Below are 18,316 nucleotides of genomic sequence, written 5' to 3'. Positions count from 1 at the left end.
ATGCGCATCGTGATCTCCGGCACTTACTCCACCGGCAAGTCGACCACGACCGATGCCCTGGGTTACCTGACCGGCATTCCCCGCACCAATGCCCGCACCATGCGCGAAATCATGCCGGAAGCGCTACCGGGCAAGGTGCTTGAGCAGTGCAGCATTCCCGAACTGATGGAACTCTGCCTGTGGCGGTTCAAGGAGCGTGTCGTGTCCGAGCACATGTGTGGAGACACCTACATTTCGGACGGCTCCTGCCTGCACGAGTGGATCTATGCCCGAGGCCGCCTGATCGCGGGGATCAATCCCGCCAATGGGCCACTAACCCGTGGCCTGCGCAAGCTACTGGGCTTGCGCTATCGCCCCACGCATGAACACATCTTTGAGCGACTCATGCACGCGGTGGAGGCGCACGCCCGCGCCTCGTATGAGGAGGTGATCCACCTGCCGATCGAGTTCCCGATGACCGACGATGGCCATCGCCCCGTCTCGGAAGCGTTTCGCCGCATGACGGAGCGCATGCTGCTGGAGAGGTTGCAGGCGCTTGGCATTCCCTGCCGCGTGGTGGGCGGATCGATCGAACAGAGACTCGCGCAAATTACAGCGCTCTATGGATGGCCGCACCTATGCAGCATCCCCGACGCCATCGCCATGGCCCGCGCCAACGCGGCACGCATCGAGCAGGAGAGCAACGCCCGCCATCAGTCGTTCCGTGAAGGCATGGACTGGCGCCATCGCCTGGCGCGCGAATTAAGCACCTTGTAAAGCGTTCACACCGCCCAGAAGGCCGAGTCTTCTGCCTTCCAGTTTCCCACCGCCAACAACGCAAAAAGGAGTTCCCCATGCCCAGGATTGCCATCGTCTATCAAAGTAACGCAGGCCACACCGCCGTGCTCGCCCATGCGGTCCAAGTGGGCGCGCAGTCGATCGCCAACACAACCACAAGCCTCATTCCTGTCTCTGAGGTGAACAGCCGCTGGAGCGAACTCGACCAGGCCGACGCAATCATCTTTGGCGCCCCCACGTTCATGGGGAACGTCCCTGCCGACTTCAAGCGATTCATGGATGACTCCTCCGTCGTCTGGGCGTCGCAGGGCTGGCGTAACAAGCTTGCGGCCGGGTTCACTTGCTCGGCATGCTGGAGCGGGGACAAGCTGAACACCCTGATGCAAATGACGATCTTTGCCGCGCAACACGCCATGATCTGGGTACCGCTGGGTACGATGCCCGGCTATCACACCAGCCAGGGAACCCCGCGGGACCTGAACCGGGTCGGCGGCTTCCTGGGCGCCATGGCCCAGGCCAATGCGGACGAATCGCCCGATGTCGCTCCGCCGCAATGCGATCGCGATACGGCTCAGGCACTGGGCAAGCAAGTCGCCGAGGCTGCCACCCGGTTCATCTACGGCACGCGCTGATTGAGCGCGGGCCAAGTTCGAGAATTATCCGCTTGACCCGAGGACATACCCGGACGATGATTTCCGGGTACTTCGGCGCCGGCACCAGCGGTTGTGGCATGCGCCTCCATAACGATCGGCGGACACGACACATCGCTCACCCGGCGCGCGCTCCGTCCCTACCCATCCAACCCACCGTGCGCATCCAATGCGCAAGGGCAGGTGCTTAAGGAGCGACAACGATGGACATGCATGCGTCTGCGCTTTATGTGAAAGCACCTTCCAGCCGTGGCCGGGAGATTCAGCAGTCCATGCGGTCCGCCGCGATTGCGGATCCGGATAGCTTCCTGCACTGGTCACGCACCTGGCTCAATGAACTGATCCCGCACCAGATGTCCGCATTCGGCCTGACCACCAAACATACCTTGGGGGTCAGGCCACTCGAAACGTTCACCTTTCGCGTGCCGGAGGCCTACCTGCAACAGGTTACGCGTAGCCCAGGCGTGGGCTGCCCGGTTTTTTCGCACTGGATCCTGGCGCGCACTCCTCAGTTTTTCTGCCCGGACATGGCCGGCGAGAACGTGGCATTGGCGTCGTTATTCAAGCAATACGCGCTTGGCAATCTTTTTCTCCACGGACACGTCGATGCGGACCGCGGGCTGGCGTCTTATTTCGCGCTGTTCGGCGTGGATACGGCGCGCCGCGCTCACCACGAGCACCATGCCGAGGCGGTTGCCCTCGGGGTCCACGAAGCTCTCGTCAAGATCCATCATCTCAGAGGGAGCGGCAATCCCGCGAGCGCGGCCGTACGATCCCTCACCAAAGCGGAGCAAGCGGTCTTCCATTGGCTCCGCCAAGGCAAGACCAACTGGGAAATCGCACGTATCCTCAACAAGAGCGAGTGGACGGTGAAGACCCAGGTTCAACACATCCTGCGCAAACTGGATGCCAGGAACCGGCAGGTGGCGATATCCCGCTAAGTGGCCGTTTCATGAAGCGAAGCGGTTCTGGCTAAGCGCCCTGGCTGGACATTACCGCCTGCCGCAAACGCGCCACGCCTTCCACGATCTGCGTATCGGACGCGGTGGCGAACGATAGCCGCAGCGCGGCCGAGCGCTGTCCGTCCACGCCAAAGCTGGCGCCCGGCACATACATCACGCGCGCCGCGATGGCGTGCGGCAGCAGGCTGGCCGCGTCGGCCACGCCCTCGATCTCGCACCACAGGAACATGCCGCCTTGCGGGGTTTCGCAGCGCAGCGCGGAACCGAACGCATCGGCCAGGGCCTGCACCATCAGGTCGCGCTTGTGGCGGTAAAGGTCGATGATGCGCGCGGTCTGGCGGGGCAGCAGGCCGTCCGCCAGGCAGCTTGCCATGGCGAGCTGCAGCCACGGCGAGGTACACAGATCGCAGACTTGCTTGGCGATCACCGCGCGCCGCAGGATTTCGGCGGGCCCGGCCATCCAGCCCAGGCGCAGCCCGGGCGCCATGGTCTTGGAGAAGCTGCCGAGATAGATCACCCACGGTGTCAGCGCGGGCTCCTGCGCGGCCAGAGACAGCAGCGAGGGCAGCGGCTCGCCGTCAAAGCGCAGGCTGCCGTAGGGATCGTCTTCCACCACCACGATGCGGTGCTGCGCGGCGAGCGCGAGCACGGCGCGGCGGCGCGCCAGCGCCAGCGTGCGCCCGCTCGGGTTGGCGAAGGTGGGCACCAGATAGAGCAGGCGCGGCCGTTCGGCGTCGGGGCAATCCGCCAGCATGGTGGCAAGGGCCTGCACGCACAGCCCGTCCTGGTCGGAAGGGATGGCGCGCACGGCGGCGCCGGCGAGCCGCAGCGCCTGCACGGCGGCGGGATAGGTCGGCGTTTCCACCCACACCGGCGTGCCCGGCGCGACAAAGGCCCGCACCAGCAGGTCGAAGCCTTGCTGCGAGCCCGAAGTCACCACAACCTGCTCCGGTGGCAATGGCGCGCCGCGCTCCGCCATCAGCGCGGACAATGCCTGGCGCAGCGCGGGCATGCCCTCGGTCGGCCCATACTGCAGGCATTGCGCGGGATTGGTGGCCATGACCTTGGACGCGGCATCCTGCAGCGCGGTGGCATCGAAGCTGGCCGGCGAGGGATAGCCACCCGCGAACGAGATCATGTCCGGCAGGCTCATGTAGGGAAACAGCTCGCGGATGGGCGAGCCTTGCGGCTCCCGCATGGCCGGCGCGAACGCGTAAGGATGGACTGGCGTGCTCATGAGAGGCTCGGTGTGGGATCAGTCGATCGGTCGATCAGTCGATCAATCGACGGTGGCGCCGGAGAGCTTGACGATCTCGCCCCACTTGCGGCGATCGTTGCGCACCAGTTCGGCGAACGCTTCCGGCGAGTTCGGCGCCAACTCGGCGCCCTGCTCGCGCAGTTTGGCCTGGATGGCGGGATCGCTGGTGGCGCGTGCCAGGTCGCGGCTGATCTTCTGTGCAATCGCGGCGGGCAGGCCCTTGGGCGCAAACAGGCCGAACCACGGGCTGGCGTCGAAGCCTTCGACCGGCCCGGCCGCTGCCACGGTGGGCACATTGGGCAGCGCCGCCGAACGAGCTGCGGAGGTAACCGCCAGCGCCTTGAGCTTGCCGGCACGGACGAACTGGATCGATGCGGGCAAGTTATCGAACATCACGTCGACGCTGCCGCCCATCAGGTCGGCCAGCGCCGGGCTGCTGCCCTTGTAGGCAACGTGGCTCATCTGCGTACCGGTCATGCGCTGGAACAGCTCGCCCGCCAGATGGGTCGACGTGCCGTTGCCGGCCGAGGCCATGTTGACCTTGGCGGGATTGGCCTTGAGGTAGGCGATGAACTCCGCCAGCGTGGTCACGCGGGCGCGCTCGGCAAATGCCGGCGAGATCACCACCACGTTGGGCACCTTGGCCACCAGCGAAACGGGCACGAAGTCCGCCGCGGCGTCGTAGGGCAGCTTCTTGTACAGCGTGGGATTGATGCCGAACTCGCCGACCGAGCCCATCAGCAGCGTGTAGCCATCCGCCGGCGACTTGGCCGCCACGCCGGTGCCAACGATGCCGCCGGCGCCAGGACGGTTGTCCACCAGCACCGGCTGCTTCCACATCACGGTAAGCTGGTCGCCGATCATGCGCGCCACCATGTCGGTGGTGCCGCCGGCCGGATACGGCACGATGATGCGGACCGGCTTGTTAGGGAAGTCGTCCGCACTGGCCGTGGCCGCGGTCACGGCCAGCAAACCCATTGAAATGCCGCAATGGCCGATGATGCGAAGCAGTCGATTCATGCCGGTCTCCTCGTTTCCTTATTGGTTGTGATGTCCCGTCTCTGGTCTCTTGGGGGGCGGGGAACGCCGGAAGGCCTATAGGCAACATTCCGGGAGTTCGGCATTTTTAGTCATCAACTTTTTTACTTCAAGCGAGATTTACGCATAGGATGATAACTTTCATGCATCAACCTGGGGTGCCAGTGAGATGCCCAAGTCAACCGCCCCTTGCCACTCGCCCCATGAGCGCCTCCCGCATTCCCAGCCTCAGCAGCCTGCGCGCCTTCGAAGCCGCCGCCCGACACCAGAACCTGCGCCGGGCCGCGGCGGAACTCTGCCTGAGCGAGAGCGCCGTCTCGCGCCAGATCGCCACACTGGAAAGCCAGCTCGGCGTGGCGCTGTTCCACCGCGCCAACCAGCGCGTCAGCCTGACGCCGGCCGGATCGCTATACGGCTACCAGGTACGGGAAAGCCTGCAAAAGCTGCAGCGCGACACGCTGGACATCATGGCGCACGAGGGCGCGGGCGGTATCGTGGAACTGGCCTGCGTGCCGACCCTGGCAGTGGAATGGCTGATCCCCCGCTTGCCGGCGTTCTACGCGCAGCATCCACAGGTGGTGGTCAACTTCAGCGCGCAAGCGGATGTGTTCCTGTTCGACGGCACGCCGTACGACGCTGCCATCCACTACGGCGAAGCCAACTATCCGGGCGGCCGCGCCGACCCGCTGTTCGATGAAGAATCGGTGCCGATCTGCCATCCTGAGCTGTTTGCCGGCGAAGGGCCGGTCAGCGCCCAGCGCATCGCGCAGGCGCCCTTGCTGCACCTGTCGACGCGCCGGCTGGACTGGAAGAACTGGATGGAGGCGGCCGGTGTGGGCGACGTCAACGCCATGCGCGGCACGCGCTATGACCACCACAGCATGGTGATCAGCGCCGCCCGCGCCAAGCTGGGCGTGGGCCTGGTGCCGCGCTTCCTGGTGGAGGAGTACCTGGCGCTGGGCCTGCTGGTGATGCCGGTGGCGCAGGCCATGCGCTCGCAGCGCGCCTACTACCTGGTGGCGCCGGACTCGCGGCCAATGAGCGATGCGATGTCGCGCCTGCGGACCTGGCTGCTGGCGGCGGCGCAGGATTTTGCCGCGCGGCAGGCCTCGGGGCGGGCCCCGGGGCTTGCACAGGACGTTTAATCAGAAAATTTGAATATCGAATACGATACAGGGACCCTTATCGATCCCGTACCAGATCTATCCTTTGTCACATGGAGACGGAATATGTTCTCCCAATTTCAACAAGGCAGATAGATCATGAGAATTACCACCGCCCGCCTGTTCCTCGCTGCCGCCATCGCCGGCACCGCCCTGCTCTCCTTGAACTCCGCCTTTGCCGCGGACGCCCGCGGCACCCACGCCGGCGACAACTACGGCTACGTGCACCGCTCGGCCGACGCCTATACCGATGGCGCGCGCAAGGTCGACGTGTTCAGTGACGGCGCCCGCACGGTCAAGCATGACTATCCGTTCGGTTTCTCCGTGTGAGCATCAAGCAAGCGCTGCACGGAAAGCACAGACAGCACAGACAGCACAGACAGCAGGAACGCATCATGACCGTCAAAGACACCGCCCTGATCCTCGCCGGATGGATCGCCGCCTGCCTGGGCAGCGGCTACCTCGTGACCTTCGCCGCGCAGGCGCTGCAGCGTTAGGGCTGACACGCTTGCGCGCCTGGGCGGTTGAGCGCTGGCAAGGCAAGCGCCGCGCATTCTGGCATGATTCCGGATGTCCGAAACGGCCGTGCATCTGCCACAAGCCTGCCCCCGCCTGCTACCGCCCACTTAGCCCTTCACGTTGGCAGCCTCCAGCACTTCGGCCAGCTTGCGCCCGGCGTCCAGCGCCGCCGGAAAGCCACAGTACACCGCGCTGTGCACCACCAGTTCACGCAATTCCAGCGGCGTCACGCCATTGGCCAGGGCGCCGCGCAGATGGCCGGTCAGTTCCTGCGGCCGGTTGAGCGCGATCAGCATCGATACCGTGGCCAGGCTGCGCTGCTTGCGGTCCAGGCCGTCACGCGTCCACACCGTGCCCCAGGCGAACTCCGTCACCAGTTGCTGCAGGCCGACATCGCCCTGCTGTTGCGCGGCGTCGAACGCGCGCTGCACGTGTTGTTCTCCCATGACTTCCGAACGTACCTGCCGGCCGGCTTCGAAGGCCGGCGTTTGCGCGTAGGCGGCGGGATCTTGCCTGGCTTGCGTCATCTTGCTATCTCCTGTGATTGCATGGGTCATTGGGCAGGCACGCCGCGTCCTGGCGGATACGCGGCGCCTGCGGCCTACGGCGTTGCCCCTTACTTGAACGGTGTCTGCAGGATGCCCATCACGGTACGGATGCCATCGCGGTAATTGCCCAACCGCATGTTCTCGTCGTAGCTGTGCTGGTTATTGTCCGCATTGACCAGCGGCACGATCACGAACGGCGCCTGCAGCGCCTGCACCGCCGCGCCGGTCGGCACGGTGCCACCCATCATGCGGATCTGCACCGGTGCCTTGCCGTAGGACTGCTGCATGGCCTGAGTGAGCCACCGGCTGATCGGCGCCGACAGGTCCGTGCGCGCTGCGGAGCTGGAGGCCGAGACCTCGCCCGCGGTGACCGAAGCAAGCTTGGGATAGCGCGCGCGGTCGTCGTCGGTAGGCTCGCCCTTGACCAGGTGGTAGCCCTGTTTTTCCACGTGCTGCCTGACGAGGCCGAACAGGGATTGCGGGCTGGTCTCCGGCACGGTGCGGATATCGATTTCGGCCACCGCCACTTCCGGAATGATGGTGCGGGCCTTCTCGCCCACGTCGCCGGCGGCCATGCCGCGCACGTTCAGCGTGGGGTACTGCATGGCCTCCTGGTAGTTGGCACCAACGCGCTCGGCGCGCGCGATGCCCAGGCGGCGGCGCAGCGCGGCCTCGTCGTCTGGCACGGCGGCCATGATGCGGCGCGCGCGTTCATCGATCTTTACCGGCTTGTAGTAACCGGCAATGGTGACGCGGCCGTCGTCGTCCTTCATGGTGGCGAGCAGGTTTGCCAGCCGCTGCGCGGGGTTGGCGGCATAGTTGCCGTAGTGGCCGCTGTGCAGGCCCTGGCTGGCGCCGAATACCTTGAGCTGCACCAGCAGCACGCCGCGGTTGCCGAAGATCAGCGTGGGCTGGTTGCTCTGGTGCATGGGGCCATCGAAGATCACCATGCCGTCATTGCGCAGCAGCGCCAGGTTGTCCGCGATCACCTTGCCCAGCGACGGCGAGCCCTTCTCCTCCTCGGAATCCAGCAGCACCTTGATATCGACCGCCGGGTCCACCCCGGCGGCCTTGAGCGCATCCATGGCGGCCAGGAACATCACGATGGGGCCCTTGTCGTCGGACGACGAACGCCCGAACACGCGCCATTCGGGATCGACCTGGCCGGCGTAGAGTTTGTCCAGCGGCAGCGTTTCCCACTTGCCATCGGCGCTGCGCGCCTTGAGCGTAGCCTCCCACGGGCTGGGCTGCGCCCATTGCGACGGCGTTACCGACTGGCCGTCGAAATGCATGTAGAACAGCACGGTCTTGCGCGGGCCAGCGTTTTGCTGCGTGCTGGCGGGATATTCGGCGTAGACCATCGGCTTGCCATTATTGGGCAGCTCGCGCGCCTGGAAGCCACGCCGGGCGAAGGCCTTGACCAGCCAGTCCGCGTTCTTCTGGATATCCGCCGGCACGGTGGCGTCGTTGGGCAGCGCCAGCAACTCGACCCATTCGCGGTAACTGCGCGCCGCGGCCTGATCGGCGTGCTGCTGCAGCTGCACGCCGTCGAGCGTGGCGGCGTGCGCGCCAGCGGCCAGCAGCATGGCGCCAAGGGCGCTGCACACGGTCGCGCGGACAGCGCTGCGCAAGGGGGACTGGAAGGTATGGGAATGGGTATGCAGGGGGGCGCAATGCGGCGCGCTGCCAGGCGCGCGGGCAAGGGAACGTAGTCTCATGGCTCTTGTTGGATAGGAAAGTGCATGGCGACGGATACGGCGGGCGGGCCGCAAGACAGCCGCGCGGCCCGCACCCGGCAGTCTGAACCGCTACATGCAACTTGTCCACGCGCGGCGCCCCTGGCGGCGCGCCTTCATCGGGCCCGGCAGCGCGCAGGCACCTTCAGGGACCCTGCTCATCGGGCGACCGGGAAAAGCCCTCCTCGCGGCGCGCAATGGCACTGGCCAGCCCGAATTCCATGGCAAAAAGCAGGATCAGCGCGAGCATGGCCAGCGCGCCGATCGCCAACCGATAGTAGATCCACATGGCGGCAAGCCGGAACATCCGACAGAGTTGTCCTATCTGCAGCGTAGATTTCCCCGCATCAAAAAGGCGCTGAGATGCCACGGCACGGTGCAAAAAAACCGTCAAAACGGGGAATTGGAAGGCTCTCGGAAGGCTCGTGGAAGGCGCCGGCGATTGCGCCCGACTTGATCTGGATCCAGGCAGGGTTGCCCGCAGGGTGCCATCATGACCGTAGTGACCGCCCCCGGGCCACCCCGGCGGGGGCCGCCATGCCGACAACGATCACAGCCACTACAGGAGATAGCCGCCATGACCAACATCGTGCTCGCCACCGACGGTTCGCCCTTTTCCGACGCAGCCGCCCGCTTCATCGCCGAAGGCAAATTGCTGCAAAGCGGCTTTACCGTGCATGTGGTCCATGTGACGCCCGATGTCACCGGACAGGTACGCGCCTTCGTCAGCAAGGAAACCATCGACGCCTGGCATCAGGAAGAAAGCGGTAAGGCCATGCAGTCCGTGGCCGACATCCTCGGCGCCGCGGGCATCGCCTTCGAGCAACATGCGCTGCACGGCTTTGCGCCGGAGCGCATCGTCGCCTACGCCGCCAGCGTGGACGCACGCGGCATCGTCATGGGCACGCACGGCCGCGGCTCGTTCTTCGATGCGGTGATTGGTTCGGTGGCGGGACGGGTGCTGGCGCACGCCCCGTGCCCGGTCGTCCTGGTCAAGGCCCCGGGCAAGAAGTAAGGCAGCCGGCCTGGGCTGGCCGGTGCCAGGTCAGACCGGCCAGAGCGGCGGCTCGTCCATCAGCGCGACCTGCTCGCGCAGCTCGAGGATGCGGTCCTGCCAGTAGCGGGCAGTCCCAAACCACGGGAATGCCGCCGGAAAGGCCGGATCGCGCCAGCGGCTGGCCAGCCAGGCGCTGTAATGCAGCAGGCGCAGCGTGCGCAGCGCCTCGATCAGGTAAAGCTCACGCGGCTGGAATTCCGCGAAATCCTCATAGCCGGCCAGGATGTCGGCCATCTGGCCCTGCTGGGCGGCGCGGTCGCCTTCCAGCAGCATCCACAGATCCTGCACCGCCGGCCCCATGCGGCTATCGTCGAAATCGACAAAGTGCGGCCCGGGTGGGCGCGAACCCGCATGCGACTCCTCGATCCACAGCACATTGCCGCGATGGCAATCGCCATGCAGGCGCAACTGCGCGACATCGCCCGCGCGCTCGAAGCAGCGGCGAGCGCCATCCACGGCGAGGTCGGCAACCGCCTGCCAAGCCGGGCGCAGTTCCAGGGGAATACAGTCTTGCGCCAGCAGCCAGTCGCGCGGGGCCACCCCGAAGGTGTCCACGTCGATGGTGGGGCGTGCCTGGTAAGGATGCGTGGCGCCGAGCGCATGGATGCGGCCGATGAAACGGCCAAGCCAGGTCAGCGTATCGGCACGATCCAGCTCCGGTTCGCGCCCCCCGCAGCGGGGAAACACCGCGAAGCGAAAACCCGCATGCGCCAGCAGCGTGGCGCCGTCGCGCGCGATGGCCGGCACCGCCGGAATCTCGGCGTCGGCCAGTTGCCGCACGAAAGCATGCTCTTCCAGGATGGCGGCGTCGCTCCAGCGGCCGGGGCGGTAGAACTTGACCACCACCGGCGCGCTGCCTTCGATCCCCACCTGCCAGACCCGGTTCTCATAGCTATTGAGCGCCAGCAGGCGGCCATCCGGCTCGAACCCGGCGGCCTCCATGGCATCCAGCATCAGGTCCGGCGTGAGGCTGGCGTAGGGCACGCCATCGCCATCGATGGGCGTGCCGCCGTCGCCGGGCACCTGAAGGTCAAACCCTGAACTGGACATTGCGCGTGGCAGCCGTTGGGGAACGTTATGGAGTTAGCGCGTGGGCTTGGCGCGCTGGCCGCCCAGCAGCGCGGCTTGCGGCGCCGGACGGCGGCCGCGTGCCGCCGGATCCTGTCCGGTGCGCGGCTGCGCGGCGTGGGTGTTGGCACCGGCGCGGTTGCCGTTGACATCGCCATTGCGATCACGGTTGCCATTGCCAGCAGCACGGTTGCCGTTGGCCTCGCCGGTGCGGTTGCCATTGGCCTGACCGTTGCGCGGGCTGCCTTGCCCGACCGAAGCGGGTCGTGCGCTGCCCTGCGCCGGACGCTGGCCCGGTGCCTGCGGCGCGCGGCGCTGGCCTTGCCCATCGGCCGCCGCGGGAGCCTGGCTGCGGCCTTGTGGCGCGCGTGCCGGACGTTGCTGGCGCTCGCCAGCTTCCGCTGCCGGTGCACGGCCGCGCGGCTGGCCGCCGGCGGGTGCCTGGCCGCGGCCACGGCCACCACCACCGTTGCCCTGGCCCTGGCCCTGGCCGCGTGCCTGCCGGCCCTTCTGGATCGGCTCGGCCGGAATGCTCGGATCGACCTCGAAGCCCGGCAAGATGGTTTGCTCGATCTGGCGCTTGATCAGCCGCTCGATATCGCGCATCAGCGAGATTTCATCCACGCAGACCAGCGAGATCGCCTCGCCCTCGGCGCCGGCGCGGCCGGTACGGCCGATACGGTGCACGTAGTCTTCGGGCACGTTGGGGAGGTCGTAGTTGACCACGTGGGGCAGTTGGTCGATGTCGATGCCGCGCGCGGCGATATCGGTCGCCACCAGCAGGCGCAGCGTGCCGGCCTTGAACTCGGTCAGCGCGCGCGTGCGGGCCGACTGGCTCTTGTTGCCGTGGATCGCCAATGCCGACAGGCCGTCCTTGTCGAGCTGCTCGGCCAGGCGGTTGGCGCCGTGCTTGGTGCGGGTAAACACCAGCACCTGGTGCCAGTCGTTCTCGCGCACCAGGTGGGCCAGCAGTTCGCGCTTGCGCTCGCGGTCCACCGGGTAGACGCGTTGCGCCACGGTTTCGGCCGTGGTATTGCGGCGCGCCACTTCAATGGAAGCGGGGTTGTCCAGCAGGCGGTCGGCCAGGCCACGGATCTCGTCAGAGAAGGTGGCCGAGAACAGCAGGTTCTGGCGCTTCGGCGGCAAGACGTTGAGGATCTTGCGGATGTCGTGGATGAAGCCCATGTCGAGCATGCGGTCGGCTTCGTCCAGCACGAGCATTTCCACGTGCGACAGGTCGATGGTGCGCTGGGACAGGTGATCGAGCAGGCGGCCGGGCGTGGCCACCACGATATCGACACCACGCTTGAGCTGTTCGATCTGCGGGTTGATGCCCACGCCGCCGAACATCACCATGGAGCGCAGCTTGAGGTACTTGCCGTAGTTACGGACGCTTTCTTCCACCTGCGCCGCCAGTTCGCGGGTCGGGGTCAGGACCAGTGCGCGCACCGGCAGGCGCTGTCCACGCGCGGGTTCGCGGCCGGCCGAGGATTCGGACAGCAGTTGCAGCAGCGGCAGCGTGAAGCCGGCCGTCTTGCCGGTGCCGGTCTGCGCGCCGGCAAGCAGGTCGCCCCCTTTCAGGATGGCGGGAATCGCCTGCGCTTGAATCGGAGTCGGCGTGGTATAGCCCTGTTCGGCCACGGCACGCATAAGCTTGTCGGACAAGCCAAGTTCGGAAAAAGACATGAATTGACGCTTCGGCCGCCCTTTGCGCATGTGGTGCGCCAATCGCGGGGGCGACGTGAGTGAGAAAACCGAAAACCGGAAATACCGACCGGCGAAGCGAGGCGACTGCCCCCGCTTCTTTAGGAGGAAAGACCGCTAGTGTACCAGCCTGGCGCTTTCACGCGCGCGCTGCGCCCCGAGGGACGCGCGCGCCGCTGCGCTATGATGGCGGCCATCCCCCGCCTGGCCCCTGCCTGGGTGAGCCCACGCACCGCGCGGGCGCGCGCCAGCCCGGCCCAGCCCATCCCAGCCCCCGGATGCCGACACGATGCGGTTCAGGTTCATCGAAGACCAGGAAGTCACCCTCTTTACTGCCATCCCGGTAGGGATTGCCGCGGCCATCGTCACCACCCTGTTCAAGGAGGCGCTGGACGCAAGCGGCTATGTGATGTTTGGCACGCATGCCGATATCGTCACGGTATTCGCGGGCCTCGCCCTGATCTGGCGGGTGGCGATCCCGACGCTCGGCGGCGTGATCGCGGGCTTGCTGCTGACGGCGGCAGCCAAGCTCAACGCCGCGCAGCCAGGCGTCTCCGACTATATGGAGGCGGTTGCCAGCGGCACCGGGCGCCTGCCGGTGCGCATCACCTTGCTGCGCGCGCTGTCTTCGTTCTGCTCCATCGTCACCGGTAGCTCGGTGGGCAAGGAAGGCGCGATGATCCAGCTCGCGGCCCTGTGCGGATCGGTGTTTCCGTCCGCGCGCGGCGGCAGCGGGCCGGACGGCGACACCAACCTGCGGCGCATGCTCACGGCTTGCGCGGCGGCCGCCGGGCTGGCCTCGGTGTACCACACGCCGCTATCGGCGGCGGTCTTCGTGGCCGAGGTGGTCTTCGGCGCAGTGGCAGTGCAGCGCCTGATGCCGCTGTTCCTGGCTTCCGTGGCGGGCACCGTGGTCAGCCAGTTACATGGCGGCCTGCAGCCGCTCTACCCCGGCCTGACCGTGCCCGCCGACCTGCTGCATCCGCCCATGCTGCTGGCGGCGGTCTTGCTCGGCGTGCTGGCCGGCGTGTCCGGCGCCCTCTTCATGCGCGCCTCCAGCCTGGCCAAGGGTGCCTTTGCCCGGGTGCCGGGCGGCCTGGTGCCGCGCCTGGCGCTGGGCGGTGCGATGGTGGGCGTGTTGGCGATCTGGGTGCCCGAGGTGGTCGGCAACGGCTACTACACCATCCAGTCGATCTTGCAGGCGCACCCCTTGAGCGTATCGCTGGCGGCGGTGTTGCTGGCCAAGCTGCTGGCCACCGTGCTCAGCATGGGCTCGGGTGCGGTGGGCGGCGTGTTCACGCCTTCGCTGTTCGTCGGCGCGGCGCTCGGGCAGCTGCTGGCACCCGCCGTGCCAGGCGGCAGCGGCGCGCCGCTGCTGCCGCTGGTTGGCATGGCCGCCTTCCTGGCCGCCACCAGCCAGGCGCCGCTGATGTCGGTGCTGATGGTGTTCGAGATGACGCTGGCCCCGGCGCTGCTGCTGCCGGGCATGATCGGCGCTGCGGCGGCCTACTACACCGCATCGCGTTGCCAGACCTTGTCCTTGTACAGCGTGGTGGCAGAGCGCACCCAGGCATCCGCCGCCGCGGAGCGCGCGCGGGCGCTGACGCTGGCCGGGCTGTGCGACGCCACCGACACCGTCATCGGCCCCGAGGCCACGCTGGAGCAGGCCAGCGACAAGTTCGCCGAGACCGGCACGCGCTATCTTTATATGATTGGGCCGGATGGCTGCCTGCTGGGCGCGCTGTCGATCCATGCGGTGCAACGTGCCCTGCGCGAGCGGCCGCACGCGGGCCTGCTGGCACTGTGCGAACGCGATTTCCCCACCCTGACGCCGGAGTCGCGGCTGCCCGACGCGCTGCGGCTGTTCACCCATCACGCGCTCAACCGGATCCCGCTGATCCGCGATACGGCCGGGCGCGAGCTGATGGGCACGGTCTCCAAGCAGCGTGTGCTGCAGGAAGCATCCGGGCTATTCTAGCGCCGCGCGGCCGGCGGGCGACCGGGTAGAATACAAGGTTGCCCGGCCCGCGCCGCCGGGGAGCAGACCTGAATCGCTTTTGTTTTCCGAACCGTTTCCGCCGGAGCCTCCATGCCAGCCAACCGTGCCGCGCGCCCTGCCCTTTTCGTTTTGGTCCGGACCGCCTTGCTAGCTGCATCGCTTGTTTTGCCCGCCGCGCTGCTGCCGGCAACGGCGTATGCGCAGCAGGCGTTGCGCGTGATCCCCGCGGACGCGGCCAAGGCCAAGCTGGTGCTCGCCGCGCAGTCGCCCAGCGCGCCACAGTCGGCCACGCTGGACGGCAAGACCGTTGGCGTGGCGCCGGGCCTGCGGCTGTTCGGCACGGACAACCAGTTGCTGCCCATCGGGGCGGTGGCCGGCCAGAAGCTGCCGGTACGGTTCAAGCTCGACCTCTACGGCCAGTTGCTGACGGCCTGGGTGCTGACCGAGCAGGAACAAAAAGCAGCGCAATAGTCGTAGTCCGGGGCGCGGCGACGCGCCGAGGCCCGGATATCTTTCGCCCCCATAAAACCCTGATGCCCCCAGGTCAACCACTGAGATCGGCACCATGAAAAAAGTCTTCGTCAAAACCTACGGCTGTCAGATGAACGAGTATGACTCGGACAAGATGGTCGATATGCTCCATGCCACCCAGGGCATGGAGAAGACAGACACGCTGGAAGAAGCGGACGTCATCCTCTTTAACACCTGCTCCGTGCGCGAGAAGGCGCAAGAGAAGGTGTTCTCCGAACTGGGCCGCCTGAAGGCGCTCAAGGCCGTCAAGCCGGACCTGGTGATCGGCGTGGGCGGCTGCGTGGCGAGCCAGGAAGGCGCCGCCATCGTCAAGCGTGCGCCCTATGTCGACGTGGTGTTCGGCCCGCAGACGCTGCACCGCCTGCCTGACATGATCAACCGCCGCCAGCAGACCGGCCACTCGCAGGTGGACATTTCCTTTCCCGAAATCGAAAAGTTCGACCATCTGCCGCCGGCACGCGTGGAAGGCCCGAGCGCCTTTGTCTCCATCATGGAAGGCTGCTCCAAGTACTGCAGCTACTGCGTGGTGCCCTACACCCGTGGCGAGGAAGTCTCCCGCCCGTTCGAGGACGTACTGGCGGAAGTCGCCGGGCTGGCCGAGCAAGGCGTGCGCGAAGTCACGTTGCTGGGCCAGAACGTCAACGCGTATCGCGGCGCCATGGGCGGCACCAGCGAGATCGCCGACTTCGCGCTGCTGATCGAATACGTGGCCGAGATCCCCGGCATCGAGCGCATCCGCTACACCACCAGCCACCCGAAGGAGTTCACGCCGCGCCTGATCGAGATGTACGAGCGCTGCCCGAAGCTGGTCAACCACCTGCACCTGCCGGTGCAGCACGCTTCAGACCGCATCCTGATGGCGATGAAGCGCGGCTACAGCGTGCTGGAATACAAGAGCATCATCCGCAAGTTGCGCGCGCTGCGCCCGGACATGTCGCTGTCATCCGACTTCATCATCGGCTTCCCCGGCGAGACCGAGGCGGACTTCGACAAGCTGATGGCGATGATCGAGGAGATCGGCTACGACACTTCGTTCTCGTTTATCTTCAGCCCGCGCCCCGGCACGCCGGCGGCCAGCCTGGCCGACGACACGCCGCACGAGGTCAAGCTGCGGCGCCTGCAGCATCTGCAGGCCACCATCGAGGAAAACGTGCAGCGCATCAGCAAAGGCATGGTCGGATCGGCGCAGCGCATCCTGGTGGAAGGCCCGGCACGCAAGGATCCAACCGAGCTGCACGGCCGCACCGAGAACAACCGCGTGGTGAACTTCGCACTGCCCGGCGTGCCCCAGGCCAGGCGCGACCGCATGGTCGGCGAAATGGTGGATGTGGCCATCACCGAAGCCTTCCCGCATTCGCTGCGCGGCGAAATCGTCGTGCGCCAGTAACCCACGCCCGATGCAGCCCGATGCAGCCACTCGTACCCAGATGAAAATCCCTTCAGCCGAATTCGTCGCCCCCAAGGACGACAACGCCCGCCTGCAGAACCTGTGCGGGCCGCTTGACGAGAACCTGCGCCAGATCGAGCAAGCGCTCGACGTCACCATCCAGCGCCGCGGCCATCGCATGACCGTGCGCGGCGCCTACGCCCGCGACGCCGCGGCGGCCCTTGAGCGCTTCTACAACAACGCCCGCACCGCCCTGTCGATCGACGACGTGCAGCTCGGCCTGGTCGAGGCGCGCCAGGTCGCCGCGCACGGCGGCTATGTGCCCGACGGCGCGAGCGCGGATACCGGCAGCGACGATGACGAATCCCCCGTGCTGCACACGCGCCGCGCGGGCCTGCACGGGCGCACGCCCATGCAGCGCGACTACCTGCGCAACGTGCTGGCGCACGACCTGACTCTGGGCATCGGCCCGGCCGGCACCGGCAAGACCTACCTGGCGGTGGCCTGCGCCGTGGACGCGCTCGAGCGCGACTCGGTCAAGCGCATCGTGCTGACGCGACCGGCGGTGGAAGCCGGCGAACGCCTGGGCTTCCTGCCCGGCGACCTGGCCCAGAAGATCGATCCTTACCTGCGGCCGCTGTACGACGCACTCTACGACCTGCTCGGCTTCGACCGCACGCAGAAGATGTTCGAGCGCCAGATGATCGAGGTCGCGCCGCTGGCCTATATGCGCGGGCGCACGCTGAACCACGCCTTCATCATCCTGGACGAGGCGCAGAACACCACGCCCGAGCAGATGAAGATGTTCCTGACCCGGATCGGCTTTGGCTCCAAGGCGGTCATCACCGGCGACACCACCCAGATCGACCTGCCACGCGGGCAGAAGAGCGGGCTGGTGGAAGCCCAGCACGTGCTGCGTGAAGTGCGCGGCGTGGCCATGACCCGCTTTACCAGCACCGACGTGGTGCGACACCCGCTGGTGGCGCGCATCGTCGATGCCTATGACGAATATCACGCTCAACACCGAGACGCTTAATCAAACGCCCAATCGTGAACGCAAAATCCTCCTCCCCCGCCAGCCTGATCCTGTTCGACGCCGAAGGCCGCGCGCGCAAGACCCAGGCACACGCCCTGCGCGTGCAACTGCCTGACGGCCGCAGCATCACCGTGGACCTGTCGCAAGCCGCCGACGGCGTCGTCGCGCTGCTGGCCGAGCACACCGACGACCGCCAGCAGGCCGGCCTGCTGGTGCGCCCGGACAACCACGACGCCTTGTCGGTCGCCGTTACCGCCACGCCTACGGTCACCACCACCGGCACACCCGCCACGCCGCCATCCCTGGAACTGGCACTGCAATATGGCGAAGGCATCAAGGGGCAGCGCGGCCTGCCGACCCAGCGCAAGGTCCAGACCTGGGCCAAGTCCGCGCTGTACGCCGATGCGACGCTCACCATCCGCTTCGTGGGCGAGGAAGAAGGCCGCAGCCTGAACCGCAGCTACCGCGGCAAGGACTACGCGACCAATGTGCTGACCTTCGCCTATGCCGAGCACGAGTCCGACCCGGTCAGCGGCGACATCGTCCTGTGCTGCCCGGTAGTGGAGCAGGAAGCCCGCGAGCAGAAAAAGTCGCTTGAAGCGCACTACGCCCACCTGATCGTGCACGGCGTCCTGCATGCGCAGGGCTACGAGCACGAAGAAGATGGCGAAGCGGAAGAAATGGAAGCCATCGAGACGGAAACGCTGCAAGCCCTAGGCTTCCCGGATCCGTACCTGGCAGACGGCAACACCAAAATCAAGGACTAGGTGTAGCCGTGTGACCCGCCCCCAGGCGGCGAACACCTCAGCGCGATGCGAAGCGAGCCGTCAAGGTTCACCTAGGCCGTATGGGGCGCCTCGGGATTCGGCGAAAAGAGCGGAAA

At 66.7% G+C, this 18,316-nt stretch carries 18 protein-coding genes; 11 read left to right on the top strand and 7 right to left on the bottom strand.

The annotated features are described in order from the left end of the window. From AC07XB_RS28010 to AC07XB_RS28000, 3 genes are all read left to right on the top strand, one after another. Positions 1 to 756: an AAA family ATPase gene (locus tag AC07XB_RS28010; RefSeq protein WP_492830768.1), complete on the top strand. Its 756-nt coding sequence runs from the start codon at positions 1 to 3 to the stop codon at positions 754 to 756. Between the two features lie 77 nt (positions 757 to 833). Then, complete coding sequence (locus AC07XB_RS28005) at positions 834 to 1,409, top strand: flavodoxin family protein (protein WP_492830767.1); 576 nt, start codon at positions 834 to 836, stop codon at positions 1,407 to 1,409. A 221-nt stretch (positions 1,410 to 1,630) separates the two neighbouring features. After that, positions 1,631 to 2,368 carry a helix-turn-helix transcriptional regulator gene (locus AC07XB_RS28000; RefSeq protein ID WP_492373767.1) on the top strand — a complete coding sequence of 246 codons (738 nt, stop codon included), beginning with the start codon at positions 1,631 to 1,633 and terminating at the stop codon, positions 2,366 to 2,368. A gap of 31 nt (positions 2,369 to 2,399) precedes the next feature. Here AC07XB_RS28000 and AC07XB_RS27995 read toward each other — a convergent pair whose 3' ends face one another. Further along, a complete protein-coding gene (locus AC07XB_RS27995) occupies positions 2,400 to 3,626 on the bottom strand; it encodes an aminotransferase-like domain-containing protein (protein WP_492830766.1) in 1,227 nt (408 codons plus the stop codon). A 42-nt stretch (positions 3,627 to 3,668) separates the two neighbouring features. Beyond that, positions 3,669 to 4,625 carry a Bug family tripartite tricarboxylate transporter substrate binding protein gene (locus tag AC07XB_RS27990; protein ID WP_477134447.1) on the bottom strand — a complete coding sequence of 319 codons (957 nt, stop codon included), beginning with the start codon at positions 4,623 to 4,625 and terminating at the stop codon, positions 3,669 to 3,671. A 263-nt stretch (positions 4,626 to 4,888) separates the two neighbouring features. On the opposite strand from AC07XB_RS27990, the gene AC07XB_RS27985 reads away from it, so the two are divergent. After that, entirely contained in the window at positions 4,889 to 5,830 is a 942-nt protein-coding gene (locus tag AC07XB_RS27985; RefSeq protein WP_492373765.1) for a LysR substrate-binding domain-containing protein, read from the top strand. 117 nt (positions 5,831 to 5,947) lie between these two features. Continuing rightward, positions 5,948 to 6,178, top strand: coding sequence for a hypothetical protein (locus AC07XB_RS27980; RefSeq protein WP_492830765.1), 231 nt, complete (start codon positions 5,948 to 5,950; stop codon positions 6,176 to 6,178). A 296-nt stretch (positions 6,179 to 6,474) separates the two neighbouring features. Here AC07XB_RS27980 and AC07XB_RS27975 read toward each other — a convergent pair whose 3' ends face one another. The 3 genes from AC07XB_RS27975 to AC07XB_RS27965 form a co-directional block, all read right to left on the bottom strand. Then, on the bottom strand, positions 6,475 to 6,894 hold the full coding sequence (locus tag AC07XB_RS27975; protein ID WP_492373764.1) for a carboxymuconolactone decarboxylase family protein: 420 nt from the start codon (positions 6,892 to 6,894) through the stop codon (positions 6,475 to 6,477). An 89-nt stretch (positions 6,895 to 6,983) separates the two neighbouring features. Next, on the bottom strand, positions 6,984 to 8,501 hold the full coding sequence (locus AC07XB_RS27970; protein WP_492830789.1) for a M20/M25/M40 family metallo-hydrolase: 1,518 nt from the start codon (positions 8,499 to 8,501) through the stop codon (positions 6,984 to 6,986). A gap of 295 nt (positions 8,502 to 8,796) precedes the next feature. Then, complete coding sequence (locus AC07XB_RS27965; protein WP_492814575.1) at positions 8,797 to 8,958, bottom strand: hypothetical protein; 162 nt, start codon at positions 8,956 to 8,958, stop codon at positions 8,797 to 8,799. Positions 8,959 to 9,228: 270 nt separating this feature from the next. Here AC07XB_RS27965 and AC07XB_RS27960 point away from each other — a divergent pair, with 270 nt between their 5' ends. Beyond that, entirely contained in the window at positions 9,229 to 9,666 is a 438-nt protein-coding gene (locus AC07XB_RS27960) for a universal stress protein (RefSeq protein WP_183034476.1), read from the top strand. Positions 9,667 to 9,696: 30 nt separating this feature from the next. Here the strand turns inward: AC07XB_RS27960 and AC07XB_RS27955 are convergent, their stop codons facing one another. Both AC07XB_RS27955 and AC07XB_RS27950 read right to left on the bottom strand, forming a co-directional pair. Further along, positions 9,697 to 10,758 carry a serine/threonine protein kinase gene (locus AC07XB_RS27955; protein WP_492373762.1) on the bottom strand — a complete coding sequence of 354 codons (1,062 nt, stop codon included), beginning with the start codon at positions 10,756 to 10,758 and terminating at the stop codon, positions 9,697 to 9,699. A gap of 33 nt (positions 10,759 to 10,791) precedes the next feature. Further along, entirely contained in the window at positions 10,792 to 12,462 is a 1,671-nt protein-coding gene (locus AC07XB_RS27950; RefSeq protein WP_492830764.1) for a DEAD/DEAH box helicase, read from the bottom strand. A gap of 307 nt (positions 12,463 to 12,769) precedes the next feature. Here AC07XB_RS27950 and AC07XB_RS27945 point away from each other — a divergent pair, with 307 nt between their 5' ends. The 5 genes from AC07XB_RS27945 to ybeY all read left to right on the top strand — a co-directional run bounded on the left by AC07XB_RS27945 (position 12,770) and on the right by ybeY (position 18,200). Next, on the top strand, positions 12,770 to 14,458 hold the full coding sequence (locus tag AC07XB_RS27945; RefSeq protein ID WP_492373760.1) for a ClcB-like voltage-gated chloride channel protein: 1,689 nt from the start codon (positions 12,770 to 12,772) through the stop codon (positions 14,456 to 14,458). Positions 14,459 to 14,569: 111 nt separating this feature from the next. Next, positions 14,570 to 14,950, top strand: coding sequence for a hypothetical protein (locus AC07XB_RS27940; protein WP_492830763.1), 381 nt, complete (start codon positions 14,570 to 14,572; stop codon positions 14,948 to 14,950). Positions 14,951 to 15,044: 94 nt separating this feature from the next. Then, positions 15,045 to 16,397, top strand: a complete 1,353-nt coding sequence (gene miaB, locus AC07XB_RS27935; protein ID WP_492830762.1) for a tRNA (N6-isopentenyl adenosine(37)-C2)-methylthiotransferase MiaB — start codon at positions 15,045 to 15,047, stop codon at positions 16,395 to 16,397. Between the two features lie 40 nt (positions 16,398 to 16,437). Further along, the gene (locus tag AC07XB_RS27930; RefSeq protein WP_043343789.1) at positions 16,438 to 17,433 is read left to right on the top strand and encodes a PhoH family protein; all 996 of its coding nucleotides are present in this window, start codon (positions 16,438 to 16,440) and stop codon (positions 17,431 to 17,433) included. A 14-nt stretch (positions 17,434 to 17,447) separates the two neighbouring features. Next, on the top strand, positions 17,448 to 18,200 hold the full coding sequence (gene ybeY, locus AC07XB_RS27925) for an rRNA maturation RNase YbeY (protein ID WP_174427761.1): 753 nt from the start codon (positions 17,448 to 17,450) through the stop codon (positions 18,198 to 18,200). Positions 18,201 to 18,316 lie beyond the last annotated feature (116 nt).

The organism is Cupriavidus sp. GW821-FHT02F09 (genome assembly GCF_059421605.1).
The sequence above is the reverse complement of the archived record's forward strand: the minus strand, read 5'-3'. Positions and strand labels throughout refer to the sequence as shown.